Origin of the sequence: Methanosarcina sp. WH1, assembly GCF_000970005.1 — an archaeon.
Taxonomy (GTDB): Archaea; Halobacteriota; Methanosarcinia; order Methanosarcinales; family Methanosarcinaceae; genus Methanosarcina.
Window position 1 is genome coordinate 876,619 of record NZ_CP009504.1, and the last position, 24,289, is coordinate 900,907.

Sequence of the window (24,289 nt, forward strand, 5' to 3'; positions counted from 1 at the left end):
TATAATATTTTAGTCTTCCTGTAAAAACTGCTTATATGCCCCACAATAATACTTATCTAATTCTTTTGTACACATAAATGAATCCTCTTTATACAAAGCACATTCCGATATGTATTCACATCTGGTGTCAAAGATATTCATTTTTTCAAAAACTGTGTCCAATAACTTCATATGTAAGTGTACTCTTTTTATATATTTATATTTACCCCACTGTATTTCCCCATAATAAATCACATAAGACTGTTTTCAGGGACAGCAGGATGTAACCCCTAAAACGGTATGCTTAAAATGTGGATGTGAAAATCTAAAAATAGCCTGGACGCTTGAAATTCGGAAGTAAAGGCGGGTAGGATCATGCTACCCCAATTCAGCCTGCGACCGTCTCGCAGCTCACTACTCTAAACCATAAATTCGTCCTCTTGAGCGTAGCGAAAAGGACCGCGTACTGTTGCGATTACATCGCAACTCCCAGAAAATCTTCGATTTCCTGCGATCCCAAAGCGCAATTCGGGCGGCGCAACTCGGGCAGTCAGAAGACGATCATATCCGAGGCTCTGAGCCTGACCATGCATTCGTCTCCGGTACCTATTTTTAATGATTCAAAGACATGGTTTGCGACCTCTACCTTCAGGACGTCCTCGCTTTCTTTAAGTATCAGGGACATGATCCGGCTGGTGCCTTTGTTCACCACGTTCATTATTACCCCGTCGAAGAGGTTTTTCCTCCCTTCCTGTAGGATATGCATATTCCTCCTGTCCACAAGCTCGACATTCTCAGGTCGAATGCCCCAGCTGACCCTGTCTCCTGCCTTGCGTTCGATGTAGGGAGCGGTAATTTCCGTTCCAAGGGACCAGAGGAAGGTACATTCGGCTCCTTTGCCATGGCCTCCGATCACGGCATTATCAAAGAGGTTCAGGAAACCCACAAGTTCAGCCACATAGCGAGTTTTTGGGTGGTAAAAGACATTCTCAGGGGAACCGATCTGCTGCACCCTGCCCTCGTCAAAGACTGCCATTCGGTCTGCCATGGTAAAGGCTTCGACAGGGTCATGGGTAATGAATATCACAGGAATCCCGAGCCTTTTCTGGATCGTCCGCAGTTCTTTTCTCAATTTCAGGCGAACTACGGTGTCTAGGGCTGAAAATGGCTCGTCCAGGAGCAGGACTTTGGGGCCCGGGGCAAGGGCGCGGGTAAGTGCAACTTTCTGTTTCTGGCCGCCTGAAAGTTCGTCCGGGTATGCAAACTCAAGTTTTTCTATCCCCACAAGACCCAGCATCTCGTTTACCCTGTCCGTTTTTTCCATGGAGCTCAGGCCTTTTAGCCCGAACTCGATGTTCTGGCGCACGTTCATATGCGGGAAGAGGGCATTTTCCTGGAACATGTACCCGATTTTTCGCTTCTGGGGGGGCAGGTTTATTTTTTTCCTGCTATCAAAGTACACGGTACCGTTAATCTTTATAGTCCCTGCATCCGGGTTTTCAAGCCCTGCAATGCAGCGGAGAGCCGTGGTTTTTCCTGATCCGGAACAGCCGAACAGGACCACAAAATCGGAATCGGCATCAAAGCTGCAGTGCATTGAAAAGCTGGGGTTTTCACCTTTCTTTTTCCTGTTTTTCCTTTTGTAGAATTTCTTTTCAATGTCAACTTCAACAGTCATCCCTACTCTCACCTTTTTTTCATCGTTCTCCCAGTTTGCTGGTGGCTGCAATCGTTATAAGGGATATGGCAACCAGGATAATCACAAGCATGTTCGCAAGTTCATTATTTCCTGACTGGTATGCTCCGTAGATGGAAAGAGGCATGGTGCTGGTCTTTCCCTGGATATTTCCTGCGACCATCAAGGTTGCTCCGAACTCTCCGACAGCCCTTGCGAAACTCAGGACGCAACCTGCAATGATACCTTTCTTTGCAAGGGGCAGGGTTATGAAGAGCGCAGTTTCGAATTCACTTCTCCCCAGAATACAGGCAGCTTCCTCAACACTCCTGTCTACTGCCCCGATGGCGGAGGTGGTGGTCTTAACCATCAGGGGCAAAGAGACAACAAAAGCCGCAATGGCTGCTGCCTGCCAGGTAAAGAGGATGCCATTCCCCGTAATTTTGGTGAAGATGCTTCCTAAAATTCCGTTTTTTCCCAACAGGATAACAAGGATATACCCTGTTACCGTTGGGGGAAGAATCATGGGCAGGGTAATCATCGTGTCAGCTATCCATTTCCCAGGAAACTCCCTTTTTGCCAGTATATAAGCAATTATAATCCCCAGAATCGTCACAAAAAGGGTTGCAATGATGGAAATTTTGAGGGTAAGTAGAAGTGGGGACGCGATTAGTTGAAAGGTTTCCATCAAATCCTTCCCATTTTTGTGTTTTTTCCGGGTCTTAGAGTTTAAATCGCTTTCGGATTTCTCGTTCGCATTTTCTGTTTTTTATTTCTTGATTCGGAGTTATTTGATTCAGATTTATTTGATTCAGATTTATTTGATTCAGATTTATTTGATTCAGATTTATTTGATTCAGATTTATTTGATTCAGATTTATTTGATTCAGATTTATTTGATTCAGATTTATTTGATTCAGATTTATTTGATTCAGATTTATTTGATTCAGATTTATTTGATTTAGAGTTATATGAGTCCGGAGCTATTATGCCGCTTTGAAGCCGTATTCTGTCAGGATCTCCTGTCCTCTGGTTCCGGTTACGAAATCAACGAATTCCTGCGCTCCTTCCTTATTTGTTGATTTGCTTAACACTGCTATGGGGTAGGAAATCGATTCGCTAACCGGGACCATGTACGTTATTTCATACATGTCTTTCCGGCCGCTTTCGGCATCTGTCATGTATACGAATCCTGCATCGACTTCTCCTGTCTCCACATAAGTGAGTACCTGTTTTACATTTTCTGCAAGGATGACTTTGCTTTCAAGTTCTTCCCAGACTCCGGTGTCTTCCATTGCCTGCTTTGTATACTTGCCAACAGGTGCACTTTCAGGGTTTCCGATTGCTATTTTTTCCACATATTCTGCAGTCAGGTCTTCTAAGGACTTCGGGGTTTCAGCTCCGTTTTTCTCAGGTACGACCATTACGAGGGTGTTTGCTGCAAAATTCTTTCTTGAGCTGTTTTCAATCAGGTTTTCCTCCGAGAGGAGGTCCATATGGGCCTGGGAAGCCGAAGCGAACACATCAATAGGGGCTCCCCCTTCAATCTGCATCCTCAGGGTACCCGAACCTGCGAAGTTCAGTTCCACCTTCGTGTCCGGATTGGCGGCTTCAAATTCGCTGGTAATGTCAATAAAAGCCTCGGTCAGGCTTGCTGCAGCCGAAACAGTGATGGTGGCCGGCTTTTCTTCTGTTCCCAGGGATACTCCGAAGAAGGCTACTATCCCAAGGCAGAGGGCAGCTGCAAGTATTGGAAGTATCAGCTTTTTTGCTTTACTTTCGTTCATGCTCCCTCTGCGCAATCATCTTTTGTTCCCTGGCCGGTATATGCAGCCGGTTCTATCTGTTCAGGTGCGGTGAAAGTATCAGTAGCTTCAAGGATGGTGTTGGTTATCCTGTCCAGAAGTTCCAGGGCTCCCCTGTATCCTACAGTAAGGATGCGCTGTGCGCCTACTCTGTCGTGGATTGGCAGACCGACCCTTACAAGAGGAATATCGTGTGCTTTGGCAATGTATCTCCCGTTTGAGTTCCCTATCAGGATTTCGGGGTTGCATTCGCTGACTGCGTCGTTGAGGCTGTCAAAGTCAATCCCGTCCAGAGCCACAGGTTCTAGTTCCGGCCTTATCTCTTCAAAGATTTGTTTTATTTTCTTTTCAAAGTCCCGGCTTTTGCTTCCGGTTGCTACCAGGACGGGGTTCATTCCGAGTTCCAGCATGAAAGTCGTCAGGCTAAATACAGTGTCCGGATCTCCGTAGACGGCTGCCTTTACCCCGTAAAGGTACTTGTGCACGTCCACCATAGCATCAAGGAGCCTTCCCCTCTCTTTCTGATATTTCTCAGGGATAGGGCAGCTAAGGATGCGAACCAGTTCCGTAAAGTAAAGGTCGGTGTTTGAGAGTCCTATGGGGATGGGGACATTGTGTCCGGAAACCCCGTGGGAAGCTTCAAGGTATCTCACAGCCAGGTTTGTGCTGACAACACCCAGGCCAAGGCTTGCTCTGCTGTTGGACATGTCGGCAATTTCGGAAAGTGCAGTGCCTCCCGCCGCTATTTTGGGGAGTTCTTCTCCCAGGGGTGCGTCAAAGGTTTCGGAAATGTCCGGAAGGAATATGTAATCTCCTGCAGTCTCTGCAAGGATTTCTTTGAGTTCCCTCACATCAGCCGGGGAGACGCTTTCGACCGGAATAAGGTTGAGTTTGCTTTTCAGGACTTCTGTCATGTCAGGATTTTTTGCTTCCCCGACGTTTTCCTCTGCCTTTTCTTTTTCCAGGGTTTCCGCATACTCTATAATTTCCAGGTCTTCCATATAATCCAGGAACTCGATGTCTTCCAGGATTTTTGTTTTTTCTGGATCTTCCGGCTTTTCTGTAAACTTCCTGACAATGGCATCCAGGGCTTTTATATAGCCACTTACATGGCTTTCTCCATAGCTGGGAGTGGAAACGGAAATGATTATGATGTCTTTTTCGAGATCGTCTCCGATCCCCTCTTCCTCTTTAAATTCCCTGATAATTGCAGGTACGTCATCGCCAATTGTTTCGGCAAGGCAGGTGGTTGCAACGCCTATTACCTTCGGTTTGTACCTGTTGATGACGTTTCTAAGTCCCTTTTTCAGGTTTTCCCTGCCTCCATAGATTGCTCCCTTTTCACTGAGGGAGCTTGAGGCAATATCTACAGGTTCTCTGAAGTGGTGGGCAAGGTGCAGGCGCATATAGGTGCTGCAGCCCTGCGAGCCGTGGTAGAGGACCATGGTATTTTCAATCCCTTTAAAGGCAAGGGCACTTCCCATGGGCTGGCACATAACACAGGGGTTCACGGTCGTATAGTTTCTTTTAGTCATCTCATCGCTTCCTCATACATGGCTCTCAACTGCAGCATCCGACTTGGAGTGTAAATACCCCGGTTTCAGGGATTCGGGTTCAAGTGTCCTCTGCCTGACAGCTTTCCAGACAGGACTGTTAATGGAGGCATCCACTTCCCGTGCGAAGTTTACAAAGCCGTCAAAGCCTTCAAATTCCATCACCCTGTCGTGGTTGAAGTCGCAGAATGCAACTCCCAGCTTGTATGCGATAAACCTCTCTTTCACGCCTGCAACCATCAGGTCAGCTTTCTGTTTCACGAGCAATTCGGCAAGTTCCAGGGGGTTTGCATCGTCTACAATGACCGTTCCATCCCGAACAGAATAACTGATCTGCTCGTAGTCTTCCTTTTTCCCGGTCTGGGTCCCGATGATGACCACTTCCATGCCAAGTTCCGCAAAACCTTTGATAAGCGTGAGGGCTTTTGCAGGTCCGCCCATGTAGATGGCGGCCTTTTTTCCTTTGATCCTCTCTCTGATCCGGGAAATGTCAGGCATTATCCGGTTCGTTTCTGTCTCCAGGATTTCTTCTGCTATCTTTTTCATCTCTTCGGAGTCAAAGTATTCCGCAGTCTTTCGAAGAGCAATGGAAATGTCTTCGATTCCGAAGAAACTTATTGTCTGGTATGGAATCCCATACTCTTTCTGCATCCATTTTGCAAGGTAGGCCATTGACCCGCTGCATTGGACGAGGTTGAGGTCTGCTTCCGCTGCCCTCGTGATGGATTTGGCAGTCGAATCTCCGGTCATGGAAACTATGACTTCGATTCCCATCTGCTCAAAGAGGGGTTTTACAAGCCAGACGTCCCCGGCTACATTGAAGTCCCCGAGGATGTTAATCTTTGGTTTTCTGATTTTGGGGTTTACCCCGGGCTTCTTTTCTGCAGTTTCCTCTTCCGGTCTTTTGATAAGCTGCTTTAAGGCATCACAAGCTGCCTTGTACCCGTCGGACTTGTTGCCTTTGAAGCCTTCGGACTTTACGGGGAGTACCGGGATATTGTGCTTCTGACTTGCTGTTTTGCATACGGAATCAAGGTCATCCCCAATAATTCCTACAATGCATGTGGAATACACAAAGATCACCGGGGGGTGGTAGATGCCTGCCAGTTCGTCGATTGCATTTGAGAGCTTTTCCTCTCCTCCGAAGACGATATCGATTTCTTTCATGTCCGTGCTGAAACTGCTGCGGTTTGTTTCAATTCCACTGGACTTTGCACCCCTGATGTCCCAGGTATAGCCTGCACAGCCGATTGGGCCGTGGACCAGGTGAACTGCATCAGTTACTGGGTTTAAAACAACCCTGGCTCCCGAATAGACGCAAGCCCGCTGGCTGATGGCTCCTGCCAGAGAATTGTTGTCGCAGGCAAGGGGTATTGTCTGCCCCTTTTCTTGCTTTCTGGTGATGTATGGTTGCCTTTCTTCGAGAGTATCCACTATCCCGGTTTTCTCTTTCATCTATTTCTCCCCCTTACTGCTTCTGCTTTTCTGATTTGCAGCGGCTGGTTCTCCAGTTATTCTGATTTTCTCAGTTCTCTTCTGAAAATAGTTATTTTGAAGTCGGGCCCTTACTGGATGGTTTCAAGCAGCCAGTCTGGCGCATCTCTGTCTTTCCTGTCAAGCAGGGTGTTTCCTATGCGCTCCACCAGTCGTGCAGCTCCGGCGTACCCCATGATTGGGAAGTAGTGCAGGTTTGCCCTATCCATGATCGGGAAGCCTACTCTGACCAGGGGCACATCCTCTGCCCTTGATATGAATTTCCCGTATGTATTGCCGATTAGGAGGTCCACGGGCTTTCGCTTGATGATCTGGTGGAGCATGAAGAGGTCCCCACCCGAGATTATATCGGCGTCCGGGTATTCGGAACCTATGAGTCCTTCTACTTCTTTCTCAAACTCTGAGTTCTGGGTTCCGGTGAGGACAACACTCGGTTCCATGCCCATTTCCAGCACAAGGCTCGTAAGCCCTGAGAGTATGTCCGGATCCCCGTAAATGGCTACCTTTTTTCCATGGTAGTGGGGGTGGGCGTCAGTCATCATGTCTACAAGTCTTCCCCTTTCGTCTTCGAGTTCGGGGGGAATCGCCACGTTGGCAAGTTTTGCCGCGTTCATGACGAAACGGTCAGTGTTTCTGATTCCTATGGGGGTGGGCCCTACTCTGGCAGGGATCTTGAAACGGCTTTCAAGGATCTTTGCTGCAGAACCTCCTGCCATCTTGCAGGCCGCAATGGTCCCCAGGGAGTTTGCGGAATCTTCGATGTCTCCGATCGGGGTCCCGCCTTTGGGGTAAAAGGTATGTTCTTTTGTCAGGGGTGCATCAAAGACATTCGTGGTGTCCGGGAAGACAATACTGGAAATTCCCATTATCGAGAGTATACGTTTGATTTCCCTGATATCTGCAGGTTCTACAAAGCCGGGGATGATGTTGAGTTTCCCGTTTGGCTTGGTTTTTTTGGCAAAGGTAGTTACAAAAGCCTTTACCATGTTGTCATAGCCGGTTATGTGAGTACCGACATAACTTGGAGTGGAAGCTGCACATATTTTGATGGATGGGTCAATAAGCTCTTCAGCACTCACATCTTCTAAGATGACTCCAACATCGTCTCCAATGGTTTCTGCCACACAGGTGGTGTGAATGGCAATTACTTCAGGCTGGTATACGTTTGTCAGGTTGACGAGAGCTTCCTTCAGGTTTGCAGCTCCTCCGAAAACGGCTGTCCCCTCGGAAAAACTGCTGGTAGTCGCCAGTGCAGCCTCTCTGTAATGCCTGCTCAGGCACATACGCAGGTAGGAAAGGCAGCCCTGGGACCCGTGGCTGTGGGGCATACAATTGTGCACACCGAGAGCCGCATAAACGGCTCCTATTGGTTGACAGATTTTTGCAGGGTTGATAGTAATGGCTGAACGTTCCACTTCTTCACATGGGGTATAATCAAGCATTTTTTACACCTCTTTACTTTTTTGTTTTACTCCGCTTCTTCGCCTTTCCACGGTGGGTTTATGAATCTCCAGGTGGGGCTGTGAATAGCCATGTCAATATCCCGTGCGAAATTCAGGACTCCGGAAAAGCCTGTGTAACGTCCGCTGTAATCATAGGAGTGGATCTGCCTTGAGGGGACTCCTAATTTCTGAGCCCAGTATTTGTCCTTAATCCCGGAACAGAAGACATCGGGTTTGAGGGTTTTTACGAGGAATTCGGTTTCATGATGGTTAAGGTCATCAACAACAATGGTTCCATCCTTCATTTCGGGGAAAAGTCCCTCGTATTCCATGAGCCCGATTTTCTCTTTCAGTTCTGCAATTCGTTCAGTGCTAATGGAAGGCTTGAAGTTTTCTTCTCTTTCGTAATGTACATCCTCAAGAATGGATCCAAGGGCTTTTTCCTTTATTTGTGGAATGATCTGTCTACCTTCATAGTCGTCTCTGTGGGCGAACTGGTAGCCTGCAACAACAACCTTCATGCCAAGCTCTTCAAAGAGGTTTATATAGTGGTGACTCCTCGAGCCTCCGGCATAGATGAAAGCGGTTTTTCCCTGGAGTTTTTTTCTGTATCTTTCGATTTCATCCGCATATTTTGCTTTTTCTTCAGCAATGGTTTCCTCGGTTTTTCGGGTAAGTTCCGGGTTGTCAAAGAACTCTGCCATTTTCCGCAGGGATTTTTCAGTTCCTTTCGTACCGATGTAATTTACCTTCAGCCAGGGGACTCCGTATTTTTCTTCCATCATCCTGTTAGTGTAGTTGATAGAACGGTGGCAGAGCAGGATACTGAGTTTTGCTTGATGGGCCTGCGATATTTTGTGGAATGATCCGTCCCCGGTTAAACTTGAGATAATTCTGTACCCGATTTTTTCAAAAATAGGTTTGACTTCCCAGAGGTCTCCTCCAATATTGTATTCTCCAAACACATTTATGTCAAAGGGAGTGGGGTCTTTGATATCCTCTGTCCCAATCAGGTGTTCCATCAGGGCATTGCTTGCGATGTGGTGACCTGCCGACTGACTGACTCCCCGGTACCCTTCGCAGCGGGCGGGAATTACTTTGATCCCGTGCTCTTCTTCAGCTTCTCTTGCAACAGATTCTATATCGTCTCCGATAAGTCCTACAGGGCAGGTCGCACAGATGGTGATTGCGCCCGGATTGAAGATTTTTACAATCTCATCAATGGCCTTTTTGAGCTTTTTTTCTCCTCCAAAGACGATATCGGTTTCCTTCATATCCGTGCATACGGAATAATTCATAAAGTTGTCTTCGCCTTCTTCTGCCCTGGCAAGGTTTCTCCTGGTTCCCCAGGTGTAGTAAGCACAACCTATGGGGCCGTGGACCAGGTGGACCATATCCTTTATAGGCCCGAAGACTACACCCTTGGTACCTGCAAAGGCACAGCCGCGATTTGTGAGGATTCCGGGAATTACTTTATCGTCGGCCTCGATGTGCTGTTCGGTGGAACAGTCCCTGACAACGAGATGTTTTCTCCGGTTTCTGGCAGCCTTTTCAGGGAGCGCCTTCAAAATGTTGTCAACAATAAGCTGTTTTTCTTCAATTTCTGCTCCCATTCTTACATCAACTCCTTGTTTATGGTCGCTTCGCCGCTTTCTCCGGTCCGGATACGGATTGCTTCAGTGATGTTTGATACGAAAATCTTTCCGTCTCCTGCATTTCCGGTCTGGTTAACCTCTATGATTTTTTGGACCACTTCACTTACGTTTTCATCATCCACAACGATGGTTAACATACGTTTTGGAATGAAACGAATGCAGGTTTCTGCTTCCTTTTCCGGATCTGGCAGAGGTGGATTAAATTCAAAGCAGAGTCCTTTTTGTTTTCCGCGGCCCATGACCCTTCTTACGGTAAACGAAGGAAAACCGCATCCAAGCAGGGCATTTTTGGTTTTCTGGACCTTGTTCATCCTGATTATTGCCGTAATTTCTTTCATGGGGATTTCCCTCCAAAAAACCGGTTTTAAAGCCCGGTTTTTCCCGTCCTTATGGTATATGCTTCTTCCACGGGGTTTACGAAGATCCTTCCATCCCCATACTTCCCAGTTCTTGCAGCTTCCGTTATGGTCTTTATAACTTTGTCCTTGTGTTCGTCTTCGACTACCATCAGAAGCATGGTTTTCTGCAATTCGTCATAGTGGATGTCTGCAATGTGAATCCCTTTTTGCTTCCCCCTTCCAAAGACTTCCATTTTTGTAAGGGAAATACAGCCCTCTTTTTCCAGGCACTCGACAACCTTTGATTCCATTTCCGGTCTTATGACTGCTCTTATCATTTGCATCGTTTTCATCTCCTCTGGGTTTCAACAGTTACAGCTCAACGATTCCGAATTCCACCATCATTGCTTCTAACTCTTCCATAGGAAGCGGAGTTGGGACCACGAGGTCGGTGTTGCTCTGGACGTTGTTGGCGAGACTAAGGTACTCTTTGGCTTGGTCACATTCAGGGTCAAAGTGAATTACGGTTTTTCTGTTGATCTCTGCCCTCTGGACAATGTTATCTCTGGGCACGAAGTGGACCAAATGGCTTCCCAGTTTCTTTGCGAATGCATCTAGGAGTTCACGTTCCCCATCCACGTTCCTGCTGTTGCAGATGATTCCTCCCAGACGGGCTCCACCTTTGGCAAACTTAGCAAGCCCTTTGCAGATGTTGTTTGCTGCATAGATGGCCATCAGTTCTCCACTGGCCACGATGTAGATTTCCTTGGCTTTCCCTTCGCGGATAGGCATGGCAAAACCTCCGCACACGACGTCGCCAAGCACGTCATAGAATACATAATCAAGATCTTCGGTGTATGCCCCCAGATTCTCGAGCAGGTTGATTGAGGTGATTATTCCTCTGCCTGCACACCCTACTCCGGGTTCAGGCCCCCCGGACTCCACACATTTGATGCCTCCAAAACCGGGTTGTACCACGGCGTCAAGGTCTACTCCCTCATCCCCTTCACTTCTGAGGGTGTCAAGTACAGTCTTCTGGTTCAGGCCACCAAGCAGCATTCTGGTAGAGTCTGCTTTCGGGTCGCACCCTACAAGAAGAATTTTGTGTCCCATGGTTGAAAGGGCCGCAGTCAGATTTTGCGTGGTAGTGGATTTTCCAATACCTCCTTTTCCGTAGATTGCTATCTGTCTCATTGTATCAAACTCCTTTTATTTAATTAACTAGGCAACCGGAAACCGGTAACCTTTGTACTACTTATTATTATTTATAGTTATCTCCTAATTGAAACTATTTTTTATTCGTCTTTACTGCTTGCCTTTTTCCAGAGAAGGCTTACAATAAAACCTGTTCTGTAGAATATTAAAACAAAAACTCCTTCGCAATTCTTCATTAACGGAAACCGGCAACCTTTGTACTATCCAATATTATTTATACTTTTTTCTTTTGGAGTATCTTTTTCGCTACCAATGTTCTTACAAACATTTCTCAAAAATAAAGCGGGAATTTCCCCTCCTCGGAACGAAGCGGCAGGTGGGGGTAGTTCACTGATTGAATCTCTATTTTTGGTTTCAGGAAAGGATTAATAAACAATTCCTCAGTAAATTGCAGAGGCTAAATAAACAACAGGAAGACTTTTTCATGATTCCAAATGCCTCTTATGATGTCATCGTTGTGGGCGCAGGCCCCGCAGGTTCCACTGCTGCCCTTTATGCCGCAAGGAATGGGGCTTCTGTTCTTCTTCTTGATAAAAAAAGGGAAATCGGAAGCCCTATTCAGTGTGCAGGTTTTCTCCCCGATGCCTCGGAAGTCCAGGCTTTGCTACCTGATGCCGAATTGCCGGAGACCCTGAAAATCTATCCCGACTCCTGCGTGCTGCAGCATATCAAAACCCAGCGGATCATTCCCCCAAATTGCAATACAAAAGAATTTTCCGTGAGGGGAGCTGTCCTCGACCGGCGCCGCTACGATCAGTTCCTGGCTGAGCAGGCTGTCACGGCAGGAGCCGAAATGATGGTAAAAACGCGTGTAACAAAAGTGGAGGGCACAACTGTTGAAGCTTCAGGAATTTTCGGGAAGCATAAGATCAAAGCAAAAGCGATTATCGGAGCTGACGGCCCAAATTCCCTGGTTGCAAAATCAAAATGTCTTTCCTGGAAACCTGAGTCAAAAGAGACTTCTGTTGCTATTGAATACCAGGTCCGGAATGTTGATATTGATCCTGATACCCTTGAGATGTACTTCGGAAAAGATTATGTCCCCGGGGGTTATGCGTGGATTTTCCCCGAAGGCGAAGGGCGGGCAAATGTAGGAATCGGAATCCGAAGCGGAATGGCTGAAAAAGGGGTTTCTGCAAAAGAGTACCTGCACCGCTTTATGCGGGATCACCCTCTCGCCTCTCCTAAGCTGAAAAACGCCATCATTATGAATGTTATTGCAGGCATTATTCCCGTAAACGGAGCTCCTGCAAGCACTGCAACCGAAGATGCCCTTATTGTGGGGGATGCCGCCGGGCATATCATCGCAACAAACGGAGGAGGTATCCCTCCCGCAATGATTGCCGGAAAAATTGCCGGAGAAACTGCAGCTGAATTTGCAGTCGGGAAATGTAGGCTTGAAGAATACGACAGGCGCTGGAGAGCTCAGTTCGGATTAGCGCTTGAAACTTCGGTACAGGCGAGACAGATTATGGACGGGATTATGAAATCTGATGCCCTCATGAACGCAGCTTTCAAGTTTATTTCCCCTGAACAGATGAAAGTCATGCAGTGCGGAATACTTCCGGGACCTGTAAAACTTGGGCTTCATGCCCTGAGCCGCGGGAAAAATAAATGATGTTTTCAGCATTCAGGCAAAATCTACCTTTCTTTCTTCTCTTCAACCGGATTTTTTGCTTTCCTGATTTTTCTTAATTCAGTTTCAGCATCTTCTTTATTGTACCTTGCTTCCGGATATTTGGGTCTGATTTCGAGTGCTTTGTCAAAAGAGGTAATGGCTTCTTCATACCGCTTCAGGACTACAAATTCGAGTCCTCTCAGGTTCCAGGCTCCTGCAAAATCCGGTTTTAACGTCAGAACCTTATCAAAAGACTCAATCTTCTTTTCCGGATCGGTTTCTCCCACAGCAATTCCATACCATTCTTCTACGGTTTTTCCTTCGATTTTCTTCTTGAAAAGTTTGTCCAGAAATCCCAATAGCATCACTTCCGATTGAATATACGCGGGGTTGGCAGAAATAGATAGTGATGCCTATTGCTGTCCTTGTTTTTAAAAACATATGTGATCATGCTGAAAAGAAATTTTTCTCCTGCTGGTTTGTTATGGATATTTCAAACAGGTTTACAGATGTGGATTTTGTTCTTAGAAACGAAACTTCAAGTGAAGTGTATACTCGAAGGAAGCCACTTCTCCGGCAGGCTTTAGCCTGACAGGTGTGGGTAGTTCACAAATAAATGTTCATTTTCTTCTGCGCGAGTTTGACGGATAGGCGACCTTTTCAGTTCATCTTATATGGTTTCCTCACGGAGGCGGATTTTCCTGGATTTCGGGTTTTTATCCTCATGGCCCTGTTTTTAATTCGGCTTCTTTCATCTTTTTCTCCAGATTTTTCTTGTTATACTTTGCTTCTTTATACATTGGGCATATCGAAAGAGCCTTGTCGTAACATTCCATGGCTTTTTCATACTCTCCCATCTCGGAATAGGCATTTCCAAGCACAGTCCAGCCGCCTACAAACCCCGGTTTTAGCTTTACGGTATTTCTGAAGTACTCTACCTTTTTTGCAGGGTCTTTTTCTTTTGCTCCCAGTTCAAGCCAGTCATGGGAGTTCTTGCCGTTAATCTTTTTCAGGAATATCCTTTCGAATACGCTGAAAAGTCCCAGAGCCTCACCTCATTTTTTCAATTTTATTACATCATGTTCTCTTTCTTACAAATATTTCTGATCCGTACAACTTTATTCGCTATACTGAGCCATTTAAATACAACAAATAAAAACAACCGAGAGGCCAAAGATTAATAAGTAGAGTATAAAAATAAGATCACAAAATTTAAAAAAGAAAGTTTGCCTGCTTATATTGAAAGCAGGGCACTTTCGTTGTAAAGGCTTTCAAAGTCTGAGCTTATTACCAGTTTAGTAATATTATCCAGAGTAGTTACGTTGTAGGCCACTCCACGTTCGCTCGAGTTTGCCTGGTAAGCTTTGATCTTTTCATTCACTTCAGGTTCAGGGTCGAGGTATATGGATGTCTGCGTGTAACTTCCGTCGTCCAGCTTTTTGAGATCTCTGTAGTATTGTTTGGCGGGGATATCGGAGGTATTTGTTCTTTTTACCACTTCCTGGTAGATGCTCCCTTCCGGATCTGCCTGGCTCAATATCTGGTCGTATTCGGTAGTAGATGTTGCATTTCCTTCAAGGATATCGATGACGCTCGCTACAGTCTGAATGGGACCTATAATTGCAGGGCTTCCAACAACGTTCCAGATGTTGTAGGTACCGTTTGTCCTGTCGAGGATCTGATATCCTTCATATGGCATTACTCGTGTATTCGCTGGCATGCTAATCTTCTGCTCAGGAATCTGGTGCAGTTCAAAGCCACTCTCATTGCCATAACTTGCACCATATCTTTTCGTAACATCTGAACCGTAAGAGAATGAGACATTCATAGTCTGCATGTTCCCGAAGACGGCTTCTAAGGGAGTTCTCTCCGTTTTTTGAAAATCAACATATACAGCATTCGTTACTCCGTCAGGTGACATTTCTAATCCGTTGATAATAGAGTTAAACTCGTGATGTACCTGTTTGCCCTGGACCTGAGAGAACGGGACTGTGATAGGTTCTTCTCCGGTTTCCGGAGTAGGGACGTCATTATTGTTATTACCTGTAGCCGTGAAATATATCAAAAAGGCTGAGAGAAACATTGTTGCGGCCAGGAAGATAGCCAGATACTTCTGGTTCTTTGTTGCTGAATCCTTTCGTTTCATAAATGAAACCTCATTACATAAGGAAAATTATTCTGAGTGTAAAAAACACACATGGTATCTAAATCTATTATCATGAAAAAGTTTTCGCATCCGTTTTCTAACAAAAGAAAGAATTTGGGATATATTCGGAATTTTAAGTCCCAATATCTATTTTTGAAGGCTTCTGCTCGATCTTTTGTTCAGTCCAGAGTCAGGATCTTGAGCATGTTTGTACCCCCGGGCTTCCCGGAAGCAGGACCCTGGGTGAATACAACAAGGTCTCCACTTTTTGCAAATCCCAGTTCCTTTGCTTTTTCCGTGGTCTCCTTTTCCCAGTTTTCAATGGTTTCTTTTACGATTACCGGATAAACCCCGTAGGATAGGGCAAGGCGTCTGCCGGTATTTGGGAAACGGGTGAAAGCCAGGATCCAGGGTTCGGGCTTGAAGCGGGAAAGCCGGCGCGGGGTCGCTCCGCTCCGGGTTGGGGTCAGCACGGCTGTCACCGGAAGCTTCTGCAGGGCTTCGTGCACCTGGAGGGCGATTACCTCGTCTACTGACATTTCCTGTTCCGTGATCCCCTTGATCATTGTGTCAAGCCCCCATTTCGTCCGGGAGCGCCAGTTTTCGGTGGTTCTTGCAATCTTAGCCATCATCTCTACGGTTTCTACCGGGTAGTCCCCAACTGCGGTTTCCTCCGAGAGCATGACCGCATCCGTCCCGTCCAGAATGGCGTTGGCAACGTCTGTGGCTTCAGCTCTTGTGGGCCTTATATTATCGGTCATGGAGATCAACATCTGGGTGGCTGTGATCACAGGGATGCTCAGGAGCTTTGCACTCCAGATTAGTTCTTTCTGGATCGAGGGAACTTCCTGGATAGGGATCTCGACTCCGAGGTCTCCTCTGGCAACCATCAGAGCGTCGGTTTCCTCCAGAATCTCTACAATATTCTGGACAGCCTGTCTCCGTTCGATTTTAGATACAATATATACGGACTTTCCCCTGGCTGACGCAAAATTCCGGACCTTACGAATATCTTTTGCGTTTTCCACAAAAGAGATGCTGACAGCGTCAACTTCTTCCTTAAGTGCAAACTCCAGGATTTTTAAGTCATGTTCCGTTACCGGGTCCAGGAATATCTTTGCCCCCGGCAGGTTCAGCCCTTTATGGGAATAGAGCTGGCCTCCTACCATAACTTCGCAAAGTACATCTTTTCCCGAAATTTCCAGGCAGCGGAGCTGGATAAACCCATCGCTCAAGTAGATGAGGCTTCCCGGAGATACACTTTCTGGAAGCTGTTTGTAGCTGACCGGGATGCGGTTCTCGCTTCCGGATGCTTCGTCCACAGTAAGGGTTATCCGGTTTCCTTTATGGAGCATAAGCGACTCTTTTATGAGCTTGCCTACGCGAATTTTCGGGCCGGGCAGGTCGGCAAGAATGGCAACTGTCCTGTCAAGTTCTTCTGAAACCTTTCGAACCAGCTGGATCACTTTTCCGTGGCTCTCGAAGTCCCCATGGGAAAAGTTAATCCTTGCCACGTTCATGCCTGCAAGCACCAGTTTCCTGAGGACTTTCTCAGAAGAAGAAGCAGGCCCTATGGTGCAGACGATCTTTGTCTTATGGTCGGGGATTTGCATATTTTCACGGCCTTTGATATTCAATTTGATATTCAATGCCGTTTTTAGGATTGTTATTTTTAGCAGCATCAGAACTTACGCTGCTTACTGCTATCTGCTTTACTGCTATCTGCTTTACTGCTATCTGCTTACTGCTATCTGCTTTACTGCTATCTGCTTATTTTCCCCTGTAAATTTTCAGGGCTTCTTCAACACTTGCTTCTTCTACGGTTATGGCGTAGACAGCGTTGCACATGCGGATAGCTTCATCCAGGGATTTCTGGTGGATATTTCTTCCGGTTGCATTCCCCTGGGCTCCTGAGATGTGGATCTGGTCGTGGAGCTTTTTGAGGAAAGCTTCGGCTTTGTCACTTGAACCTCCAGCGCAAACGACTTTGGTGCGTCCGGCTGCTTTGACGGCTTCCTTGAAAATATCGGCAGATTTTGCCCCTTCCTTTTTCGGATAGTTGACTTTCACAAAATCAGTCCCGAGGCAGGCTCCTACTCCTGTTGCTCCTGCGATCAGGTGTGGGTCCTTCTCATCTTTTACGGCCGTTCCACGGGGGTATATCCAGAGTACGGACAGCATTCCATGCTTATGGGCATCATAAACTACCTGAGCAGCCTGTACAAGCATCTCGGCCTCAAACTCGCTGCCAAGATAGATTGTATATCCAACACCCAGGATATTGAGCCCGCTGTTTTCCTTAAACTCGGCAACCTGGTCAACGTCATACCAGAGGTTGCTGAAAGGGTCAGCCTGAGAAGTTTCCACAAGGTTTGTCTTGGAATTTACTTTTACAAGGTATGGTACATCCCTGTAGTCCATGCCGTAGCGTGCAATAAGCCCGATCTGGGTTGCAAAAACCCCTATCTTGCTCTGTGCTGCAATTCTGAATAGGTGCTCAGGGTCAGAATCGTCTTCGGGGACCCCTTCTCCAAAAAAGTCATCATTCAGGTGTTCTACTTTCTGGTCCCCGGCAAATAACATGAGCCTGCCGGTTCCTTTTGTAATCTCCATGTAGTTTTTCACGTATGTCTCACGCATTGCTTTTGGAACATCTAAAGGTACGATTACATCTTCTTTGTTAATTGAAACCATGTGTATAAACCTCAGTCTAATTAAGTAGCAGCCAATTGGGTGGTAAGTGGTATGCCAGACGATTTAGTTAAAAGGTAGGTAGTAATACGAGAAATGATTTATCTAGTTTATTCTTTCCTACTATATTTAATAATTTTCTAAGTTGATCTGCTGGCATATTGTATCATAGTCCTCCGCTCCAAACTTCCTGATGCTTTCTCATCTCTTCCTGTTTTTATTTTAAAAACTATTCGATTAAGAATTATTAAGCGTTTCGGAGGTTTGAAAACCGGATCAATTACAACGATTCAAGTAATGAAAAAGAGTAAAGCATAAGAATTCCTGTGTAATAAATAAGAAACTGAACTACCATATGAAAACGTAACTTAAGGCAAAACAGTAAGATTTTTTACGCCGCTTGCAGGGCTCGAACCTACGACATTCTGGTTAACAGCCAGACACTCTACCAACTGAGTTAAAGCGGCTTTCGGGTTGGAATTGTATTTTATTTTAGTTATTTTATTTTAGTTTTTGAACCTCTTATACAGGAGATTCTTCGAATATAAATTTTATGGGCCTGACCGGATTTGAACCGGTGACCGCTCGGTTATGAGCCGAGCGCTCTAACCTGACTGAGCTACAGGCCCGAATTGTTTGCATAGCGCTTTAGTAGTTGTTAGTAAGGTTTTAATAATAAACTTTTTGCATATGTTTTCACTTTCCCAGAAAAAGCGCTATAATATATGCAAAAATTTTACGCCGCTTGCAGGGCTCGAACCTACGACATTCTGGTTAACAGCCAGACACTCTACCAACTGAGTTAAAGCGGCTTCTGGTATCGGGTGTGCTTTTTTGCTCACCTATCGCGAACACTCCTAAAGCGATGATCTTATTTATATATTTCGCTTGAAGCTCTTTTAACAAACTGCAGGTGGGGTCGACTTCTCGGCTATCTTCTGACAGTATGTTTCTTCAATTCGATATTATGCCATTTTATCAATGACTTTATTTTATTCCCTTTCTATTTAATGTTCATTCAACTAATGTCTTAATCAGGTTCCTATTTTCCTTTTTCCCTAATTTTCTGTTCTCTTTTTTATAATTTCTTCATGGATTCCTTTTTCCTATTATTTTAATATAAATACTTGTTTGTGAGATAAACCTTATATCCTATCATGAGTAATATATTTGACTAGCTTTTTACAGCTTTAGGTAGCGAAGTCGGATGGGTTTTGTTTTAAGCAACTTAAATTTTAGCTTAAAACTCCTTTATTTAAAGGCCTGTCCGGGGGATTCCAACCAGTATAAAAGCCGTTTCCGACTTTATATAAAGTTAGCTTAAGGGGTTTAGGGTCAGTCACTCTCTGTACTGTTGGGTATCTTTTCAGGCATTTTCTGATATAAAGACACTCTTCGGGCTATATCACGCTTCTGGCCGCTTAACCTTAAAGGTCTAAAATGGAGAATAAGGGGGCTTATTCACGAAACATCTAAAAATATGTCCAAAATGCAACGCTAAGCTTAAATTGAGTGCAGATGGTGAGACACAGTACTGTCCCATTTGCAGGTACTGGACTAAAATCGGTACGGCAAGGCTCGACTCAATCATGATCTATGACTGAGGAGTCTGCATGGAAAATTTCAGTGTTCCTACGTTTTGCAGTGAATGCAAGGTCCAGTTGAAACGTCAGGTTCTAAATTCTAATGTTTTCTACTACTGCAGGAATTGTGGGCGCATGAGTTCTGAGGTCTGTTTCCCCGGAGGAAAGGCATAACTCATGCTCAGGAACCACTGTCTGCCCAAATGGCGTCTTCTGTTACAAACATGGAGGTCTTTGAAAATGTCCAGGTGCTGTGGTAGAGATCTGACCTGAAAAAAAGTTTTTGGTAAAGGAAAGTCAGAATATTCAAATTTAATTTTTTGAAAATGAGCCTGAAAAGGTTCTCTTTTTTTATTTTTTTGTAGCAATTTCTACTTTTTTGCAGTTAAATGTTTTTTAGCTCTGGATATGTGATACTCATCGTTATTCATTTCAATGTTTCATAGTTCTTTTTCCCGATTTTTCTACGGAGATTGCGCTGGATAAAGCAAACTTTTTTTGTCGGAAAAACCATGCTGGATAATATGCATAAAAAAGTACACCCTGTCAAGACCATCTATTGAAAATCTCACTACAAAAAATGAAGAGAAATTAAACTTGAAAAAAGAAACGTTAATTTTTTTTGAAAAAATCCGATTCCTTTTTCACTGCCCGGCTTTGAGCAATTTGCAAACGTTTTCTACTTCGGTCCGGAATTCGTCCTGAGTAACCCCAAAGAGGCCTGCAAGATACATGGCACCCCCGGCACCTGCACCTTCCTTGATTGTGCCTGTTTCGTACCTGTGAAGCCCTTTTAGGGATGATTTTCCAAAACCAGGGTCTGCAATATAGACTACCGGTACGCCCAGGGTTTTTGTGAGCTCGACAAAATGTGCTGATTTATCCTCTACTACGTAGCGAGTTGTTGCAATTGAGAGCTTTTCTGTGTTAAAGCCCAGGTGTTTGATAATAGCGTAGACTGCTGCCATCTGAGTTCCGCCGGCGAGGACAACATTAATTTCTGTGTCCTGGAAACCTGCAACAAGACCCACAACAGCAGGCATCATAGGGTCTCCCATACAGGCAATAGCTTTCATAGGGTCATCTTTCAGGCAGCCAAATGTCAGGCCTGAGGCCTTCATGCCTTCTTCAACAACCTGTTTTTTTAGCTCAAGGGGGTTTTCATCTGCGCTGCTGCTGACGTTCCCGTTATATCCGAGTGCTGTTAAAACTCCCATCGCTGTCGTTGTGCCACCGGGGATGCTTTCCCCGATTATTACATGGTCTGTCTGGTTTTGGAGCCTCTTGGCAAGGAATTTTGCCCGCTCGTAAATGCCCTGCACATCTCTTACTGCAATTGCTTGCCGGATGTCCTCTCCGGGCTTTGCTTTAAGATCAATGCACGGGACATCCGGAGTAACTATCAAACCGGAATTTATGAAATAGTAGGGAGTTTCCGTAAGCTTCAGCGCCGAACGGGTCATGATCGCAGGAGTAGGGGTGTCATAAGGAGGAGTCATGGGAAGCACCGGTACACTGATAATGTTTCCTGTTTCCATAAGTTCTGCATCCCCTGCAGGCGTATAATCCGTAAGTTCAGCCGTTTTTCCTGCTGCTGAGAGCTTTGGGATATGTGCTGTCTTTGTACTGGAAAGTACGCACAAAAAAATCGGTTTTTTAGGCTTTTTCGTTACTTCCGGTTCTATCCAGGCCATATCATATCTCCTCTATAAAATTAAATCGATAAATCTGTATATATATTATATTTGAATTGTTTTAAATTTATCTATTCCGGGATCGGGTTTCGTATAAATCAGCGATTATAGTACACAGCATTGATGTAAATTGAGGTAAATCTCCTAGAAGTCCAGTGAAGAATTCTTCTACTTAGTATTTAATATTTATCGGCACTCAATAATAATTTAATTATGCCCAAATTAACTTTACTTTATTTTGTTCAAATTTCGTAATCTGTTGCTTTGTCGCTGTAAACTATCTAATAAATATCAATTGAGTATAAGCTTATGGGCACCCTTTAAGTATAAACGTGGTACTGTATCCGGGCTATTAAAGTGGATGTTATAATTTAAAGAGAATCTTCCCGGGAAGGGTTGTCAACTGTTTTGAAAAAATGAATTGAGTGGCCTGAAAGGAATTTTCCGCTTAATTTCCCCTTATTTCTTCAAGTCTGGATCTTCTGTACGTCTGAACTCTTTTAAGTAAATGGTACAGGAGTAAATACCAGGAATATGGGGTGTATCTACCCCATATTTTTTCCTGCTGAATTTTTACAAAAAGGTTTTTAATGGCTCAGTATGTTCTTGCAACGTAAACGCGGGTTTCGGTTTCTTCTCCACAGGAAGGGCATTTCTCCTTTCCTTTTCCTCTTGGCGTCAGGGGAATTCCCAGGATTCCTGCTCCTATCCGGTCTTCCATCGCAAGTCCACACTCTCTTTTGCCGCACCAGGGTATTGTTGCAACACCTTTCTGGATCTTTTCCTTTACTTCCTCAAGTTCGGTACAGTCAAAGATGCGGCTTTCAAGTTCTGTTTTTGCTTTTTCGTAGAGGTTTTTATGGATTGCCTCAAACCTCGAAAGTACTCCGGCTTCAATTTCAGGCAGAGGGATCTGTTCCTTTTCTCCTGTGTCTCTCCTGACAGCAACCGCAATATTGTTCTTCAGGTCTCGTGGGCCGATTTCAAGCCTTAGAGGTACACCTTTCATTTCCCATCTATAGTACTTTGCTCCAGGGCGCAGGTCACTTGCATCAATTTCTACCTTAATTCCCGCTTTCTTCAGGCGCTCCTGAACATCCCTGCAGGCTGCAAGCACCTCTTCTGCCCCCTTCTTGAAAATAATCGGGATAATGACTGCCTGAATAGGTGCGATTTCGGGAGGCAGAACAAGTCCTTTGTCATCTCCGTGTATGGAAATCGTGGCAGCAATACACCTCTCTGAGATCCCGTAGCAGGTCTGGTGGGCATAGCGTTGTTCTCCATCAGGGGCTTCGTACTTGATATCAAAGGTCTTTGCGAAGTTGTCCCCAAGGTGATGTGCTGTGCCTATCTGGAGGGTCTTTCCGTCAGGCATCATTGCATCAATAGCATCGGTGTAGTCGGCGCCCGGAAACTTGTCCCAGTCAGGTCTCCTTGAACGGAGCACAGGAACTCCCAGTCTGCGGTATATCTCGGTATAAAGCTCAATAGCCTCCTTTACCTGGGCTTCTGCGTCTTCCCAGGTGGCGTGCACGGTATGGGCTTCTTTAAAAGAAGTAATCTCTCTTAGCCTGATCAGAGGGCGGGTATGCTTTGTCTCGTAGCGGAAAGTATTGACTATCTGATAGAGCTTAAGAGGGAAATCCGCATGAGACCTGACCCACATCTTGTACATCGGATAGATTGCAGTCTCACTTGTGGGGCGGAGTGCCAGAGGGATGTCAAGAGGGTCTTTTCCTCCGTGGGTGACCCAGTATACTTCATCTTCAAAGCCTTTGATGTGTTCGGCTTCCTTCATGAACTCGTTTTCGGGAATCAGCAGGGGGAAGAGGGCCTCCTGGTGTCCGCTGTTATCCAGAATTTCCCTGATGATGTTGTAAGTGGTCCTCCGGATGGCAAAACCGAATGGATACCAGACATAAAGCCCCTTCACAGGGTAGCGGACGTCCATTATTTCTGCCATCCACAGGAGTTCGTTATACCAATCGCTGAATTCCTCTTTTGGAGGGAGTGCTGCTTCTTTTTCGCTTTCTGCCATACCTTCACCGTATTATCGTGATCTCAGTTAATTTTTATGATCAAACCATATTATGAAACGTGTTCAGTCCAGTTGCCTATCCTAAAGGTCCTGCATATGGCTTTTTCGGATTTTGCACCCTGTGCGGCATCTCTGCAACTTTATCTGGACAGGAAAATGCCTGCATAGCCCTTAACGTGCTTGCCTTTATTGAAATAAAAGTAAATAACTATATGGGGGCTCTATCCCTGAATCACGTAAGGGCTGTTAAAAAATCGGAAAAAAGAATTAATCTCCTCCGAGGGGCTGGACATTGTCCGAAAAATCATGTTCAAGTTCGGATTTGTCAACATCAAAAACTATCATGCCGGTGTTTAGATCCTCAGCCTCTTCCTTTGAGAGTTTAGTAGCTACAGCCTTTTTCGAAATTATTGCGCTGTTTCCGAGCGGATCTTCAATGATAATTGTGATTGTTCTCTTGCCTTCGATTACTTCATTGAGCATGCGCAGGAGTTCCTGGCTGCGGGCGAACTTCTCTTCATCCTCCTGTACCCATTTGCTTGCAGTCATAAGGACATTCTGGACCCTCTGCAGCACACCTTCGATGTTCGTTATATATGAATCAGAAACCGTGCCGGGTTCGACTGTAATCCCCATTTCCGGAATTCGGATTGTTCCGGAGGTTGAGCGGATGACTCTTGCGTTCAGGTCTTCCAGGTTCTCAATTGACAGCTCATAGCGCATGGGCTCTTTACTAGAGAGGATCATAGTATCTGCAAAACGGAAACTGCACTGGCATTTTGCAGTTATGTACATGATCTCCCCGAAATAGGGAATATTATCTCTCTGCCACTTCATTACAAGGTCGTTCTGACACAAAGGGCAGGTGATCCTTGTCTCAAAGTTTTCATTCTTAAAATAATCCTGATTCAATATTTTCCACCAATAATCTTTGATCTGTCGATTTTAATGCCAGTAGGAGTTACAATCACAGTGTTTCCTTTGACGCCTGCGATATCTCCATGGACATCGACAACAACATCTTTCAGCTCTTTTAAAACCCTGTCCCTTAACAGGTCATCGCCTCTGATGTTTGAGATATCAATCATAAGTATGTTCCCATTGTAAATCTCCTGCTTGAGTGCGGATATCTGATTGATGCTTGAAACATCTGCAATTTTTACGTAAGTCTCTGCAGGCTCGTCCTCCATGACTTCTTCATATTTGCTGAGGTCAATTTCAGTGTAATCTTCGGCACTGGTAGAACTTTTTACATTGCCGCCAAGGATTTTGTCTATGAGTTTTGCCATTTATGCACGCCTTTTGTATTTTTTTAAATTTGGATAGTAATGTCCTATATCGGGATCTATATTAATTAATTTTG

At 45.3% G+C, this 24,289-nt stretch carries 21 protein-coding genes and 3 tRNA genes; 1 reads left to right on the forward strand and 23 read right to left on the reverse strand.

Features of this window, described 5'->3' with window-relative positions; genetic code table 11:
* Positions 1 to 529 precede the first annotated feature (529 nt).
* From MSWH1_RS03975 to nifH, 11 genes are all read right to left on the reverse strand, one after another.
* Positions 530 to 1,657 (reverse strand): ABC transporter ATP-binding protein, encoded by a 1,128-nt coding sequence (locus MSWH1_RS03975; protein ID WP_048126279.1) that lies wholly within the window; start codon positions 1,655 to 1,657, stop codon positions 530 to 532.
* Between the two features lie 19 nt (positions 1,658 to 1,676).
* Positions 1,677 to 2,342 carry a molybdate ABC transporter permease subunit gene (gene modB, locus MSWH1_RS03980; protein WP_048126281.1) on the reverse strand — a complete coding sequence of 222 codons (666 nt, stop codon included), beginning with the start codon at positions 2,340 to 2,342 and terminating at the stop codon, positions 1,677 to 1,679.
* Between the two features lie 34 nt (positions 2,343 to 2,376).
* Entirely contained in the window at positions 2,377 to 2,625 is a 249-nt protein-coding gene (locus tag MSWH1_RS20715) for a pentapeptide repeat-containing protein (RefSeq protein ID WP_082088214.1), read from the reverse strand.
* A gap of 15 nt (positions 2,626 to 2,640) precedes the next feature.
* On the reverse strand, positions 2,641 to 3,441 hold the full coding sequence (modA, locus tag MSWH1_RS03985; RefSeq protein WP_048126282.1) for a molybdate ABC transporter substrate-binding protein: 801 nt from the start codon (positions 3,439 to 3,441) through the stop codon (positions 2,641 to 2,643).
* On the reverse strand, positions 3,438 to 4,994 hold the full coding sequence (locus tag MSWH1_RS03990) for a nitrogenase component 1 (RefSeq protein WP_048126283.1): 1,557 nt from the start codon (positions 4,992 to 4,994) through the stop codon (positions 3,438 to 3,440). The genes modA and MSWH1_RS03990 overlap by 4 nt, the downstream gene beginning before the upstream one ends.
* A 12-nt stretch (positions 4,995 to 5,006) precedes the next feature.
* On the reverse strand, positions 5,007 to 6,467 hold the full coding sequence (nifE, locus tag MSWH1_RS03995; RefSeq protein ID WP_082088025.1) for a nitrogenase iron-molybdenum cofactor biosynthesis protein NifE: 1,461 nt from the start codon (positions 6,465 to 6,467) through the stop codon (positions 5,007 to 5,009).
* 110 nt (positions 6,468 to 6,577) lie between these two features.
* Entirely contained in the window at positions 6,578 to 7,948 is a 1,371-nt protein-coding gene (gene nifK / locus MSWH1_RS04000) for a nitrogenase molybdenum-iron protein subunit beta (RefSeq protein ID WP_048126284.1), read from the reverse strand.
* A 26-nt stretch (positions 7,949 to 7,974) separates the two neighbouring features.
* Positions 7,975 to 9,561: a nitrogenase molybdenum-iron protein alpha chain gene (nifD, locus tag MSWH1_RS04005; RefSeq protein ID WP_048126285.1), complete on the reverse strand. Its 1,587-nt coding sequence runs from the start codon at positions 9,559 to 9,561 to the stop codon at positions 7,975 to 7,977.
* Between the two features lie 2 nt (positions 9,562 to 9,563).
* The gene (locus MSWH1_RS04010; RefSeq protein ID WP_048126286.1) at positions 9,564 to 9,941 is read right to left on the reverse strand and encodes a P-II family nitrogen regulator; all 378 of its coding nucleotides are present in this window, start codon (positions 9,939 to 9,941) and stop codon (positions 9,564 to 9,566) included.
* A 26-nt stretch (positions 9,942 to 9,967) separates the two neighbouring features.
* Positions 9,968 to 10,285, reverse strand: a complete 318-nt coding sequence (locus MSWH1_RS04015) for a P-II family nitrogen regulator (protein WP_048126287.1) — start codon at positions 10,283 to 10,285, stop codon at positions 9,968 to 9,970.
* Between the two features lie 28 nt (positions 10,286 to 10,313).
* The gene (gene nifH, locus MSWH1_RS04020) at positions 10,314 to 11,135 is read right to left on the reverse strand and encodes a nitrogenase iron protein (protein ID WP_048126288.1); all 822 of its coding nucleotides are present in this window, start codon (positions 11,133 to 11,135) and stop codon (positions 10,314 to 10,316) included.
* A gap of 445 nt (positions 11,136 to 11,580) precedes the next feature.
* Here nifH and MSWH1_RS04025 point away from each other — a divergent pair, with 445 nt between their 5' ends.
* Positions 11,581 to 12,774 carry a geranylgeranyl reductase family protein gene (locus MSWH1_RS04025; RefSeq protein WP_048126289.1) on the forward strand — a complete coding sequence of 398 codons (1,194 nt, stop codon included), beginning with the start codon at positions 11,581 to 11,583 and terminating at the stop codon, positions 12,772 to 12,774.
* Between the two features lie 23 nt (positions 12,775 to 12,797).
* Here the strand turns inward: MSWH1_RS04025 and MSWH1_RS04030 are convergent, their stop codons facing one another.
* The 12 genes from MSWH1_RS04030 to sepF all read right to left on the reverse strand — a co-directional run bounded on the left by MSWH1_RS04030 (position 12,798) and on the right by sepF (position 24,215).
* On the reverse strand, positions 12,798 to 13,133 hold the full coding sequence (locus MSWH1_RS04030; protein WP_048126290.1) for a tetratricopeptide repeat protein: 336 nt from the start codon (positions 13,131 to 13,133) through the stop codon (positions 12,798 to 12,800).
* 363 nt (positions 13,134 to 13,496) lie between these two features.
* The gene (locus MSWH1_RS17870; protein WP_082088026.1) at positions 13,497 to 13,655 is read right to left on the reverse strand and encodes a tetratricopeptide repeat protein; all 159 of its coding nucleotides are present in this window, start codon (positions 13,653 to 13,655) and stop codon (positions 13,497 to 13,499) included.
* A gap of 353 nt (positions 13,656 to 14,008) precedes the next feature.
* The gene (locus MSWH1_RS04050; RefSeq protein ID WP_048126295.1) at positions 14,009 to 14,920 is read right to left on the reverse strand and encodes a hypothetical protein; all 912 of its coding nucleotides are present in this window, start codon (positions 14,918 to 14,920) and stop codon (positions 14,009 to 14,011) included.
* Between the two features lie 179 nt (positions 14,921 to 15,099).
* The gene (gene pyk / locus MSWH1_RS04055) at positions 15,100 to 16,533 is read right to left on the reverse strand and encodes a pyruvate kinase (protein ID WP_048130216.1); all 1,434 of its coding nucleotides are present in this window, start codon (positions 16,531 to 16,533) and stop codon (positions 15,100 to 15,102) included.
* A gap of 157 nt (positions 16,534 to 16,690) precedes the next feature.
* Positions 16,691 to 17,614, reverse strand: coding sequence for an aldolase (locus MSWH1_RS04060; protein ID WP_048126301.1), 924 nt, complete (start codon positions 17,612 to 17,614; stop codon positions 16,691 to 16,693).
* A 391-nt stretch (positions 17,615 to 18,005) separates the two neighbouring features.
* A tRNA-Asn gene (locus tag MSWH1_RS04065) sits at positions 18,006 to 18,078 on the reverse strand.
* An 87-nt stretch (positions 18,079 to 18,165) separates the two neighbouring features.
* Positions 18,166 to 18,240: transfer RNA gene (locus MSWH1_RS04070), tRNA-Ile, on the reverse strand.
* 110 nt (positions 18,241 to 18,350) lie between these two features.
* Positions 18,351 to 18,423, reverse strand: a tRNA-Asn gene (locus MSWH1_RS04075).
* A gap of 1,415 nt (positions 18,424 to 19,838) precedes the next feature.
* On the reverse strand, positions 19,839 to 20,888 hold the full coding sequence (cobT, locus tag MSWH1_RS04080; RefSeq protein WP_048126312.1) for a nicotinate mononucleotide-dependent phosphoribosyltransferase CobT: 1,050 nt from the start codon (positions 20,886 to 20,888) through the stop codon (positions 19,839 to 19,841).
* A gap of 595 nt (positions 20,889 to 21,483) precedes the next feature.
* Positions 21,484 to 22,926: a proline--tRNA ligase gene (gene proS / locus MSWH1_RS04085; protein WP_048126323.1), complete on the reverse strand. Its 1,443-nt coding sequence runs from the start codon at positions 22,924 to 22,926 to the stop codon at positions 21,484 to 21,486.
* Between the two features lie 267 nt (positions 22,927 to 23,193).
* Positions 23,194 to 23,838, reverse strand: coding sequence for a ZPR1 zinc finger domain-containing protein (locus tag MSWH1_RS04090; protein ID WP_048126327.1), 645 nt, complete (start codon positions 23,836 to 23,838; stop codon positions 23,194 to 23,196).
* Positions 23,835 to 24,215 carry a cell division protein SepF gene (sepF, locus tag MSWH1_RS04095; RefSeq protein WP_048126338.1) on the reverse strand — a complete coding sequence of 127 codons (381 nt, stop codon included), beginning with the start codon at positions 24,213 to 24,215 and terminating at the stop codon, positions 23,835 to 23,837. Before sepF ends, MSWH1_RS04090 begins: the two co-directional genes overlap by 4 nt.
* Positions 24,216 to 24,289 lie beyond the last annotated feature (74 nt).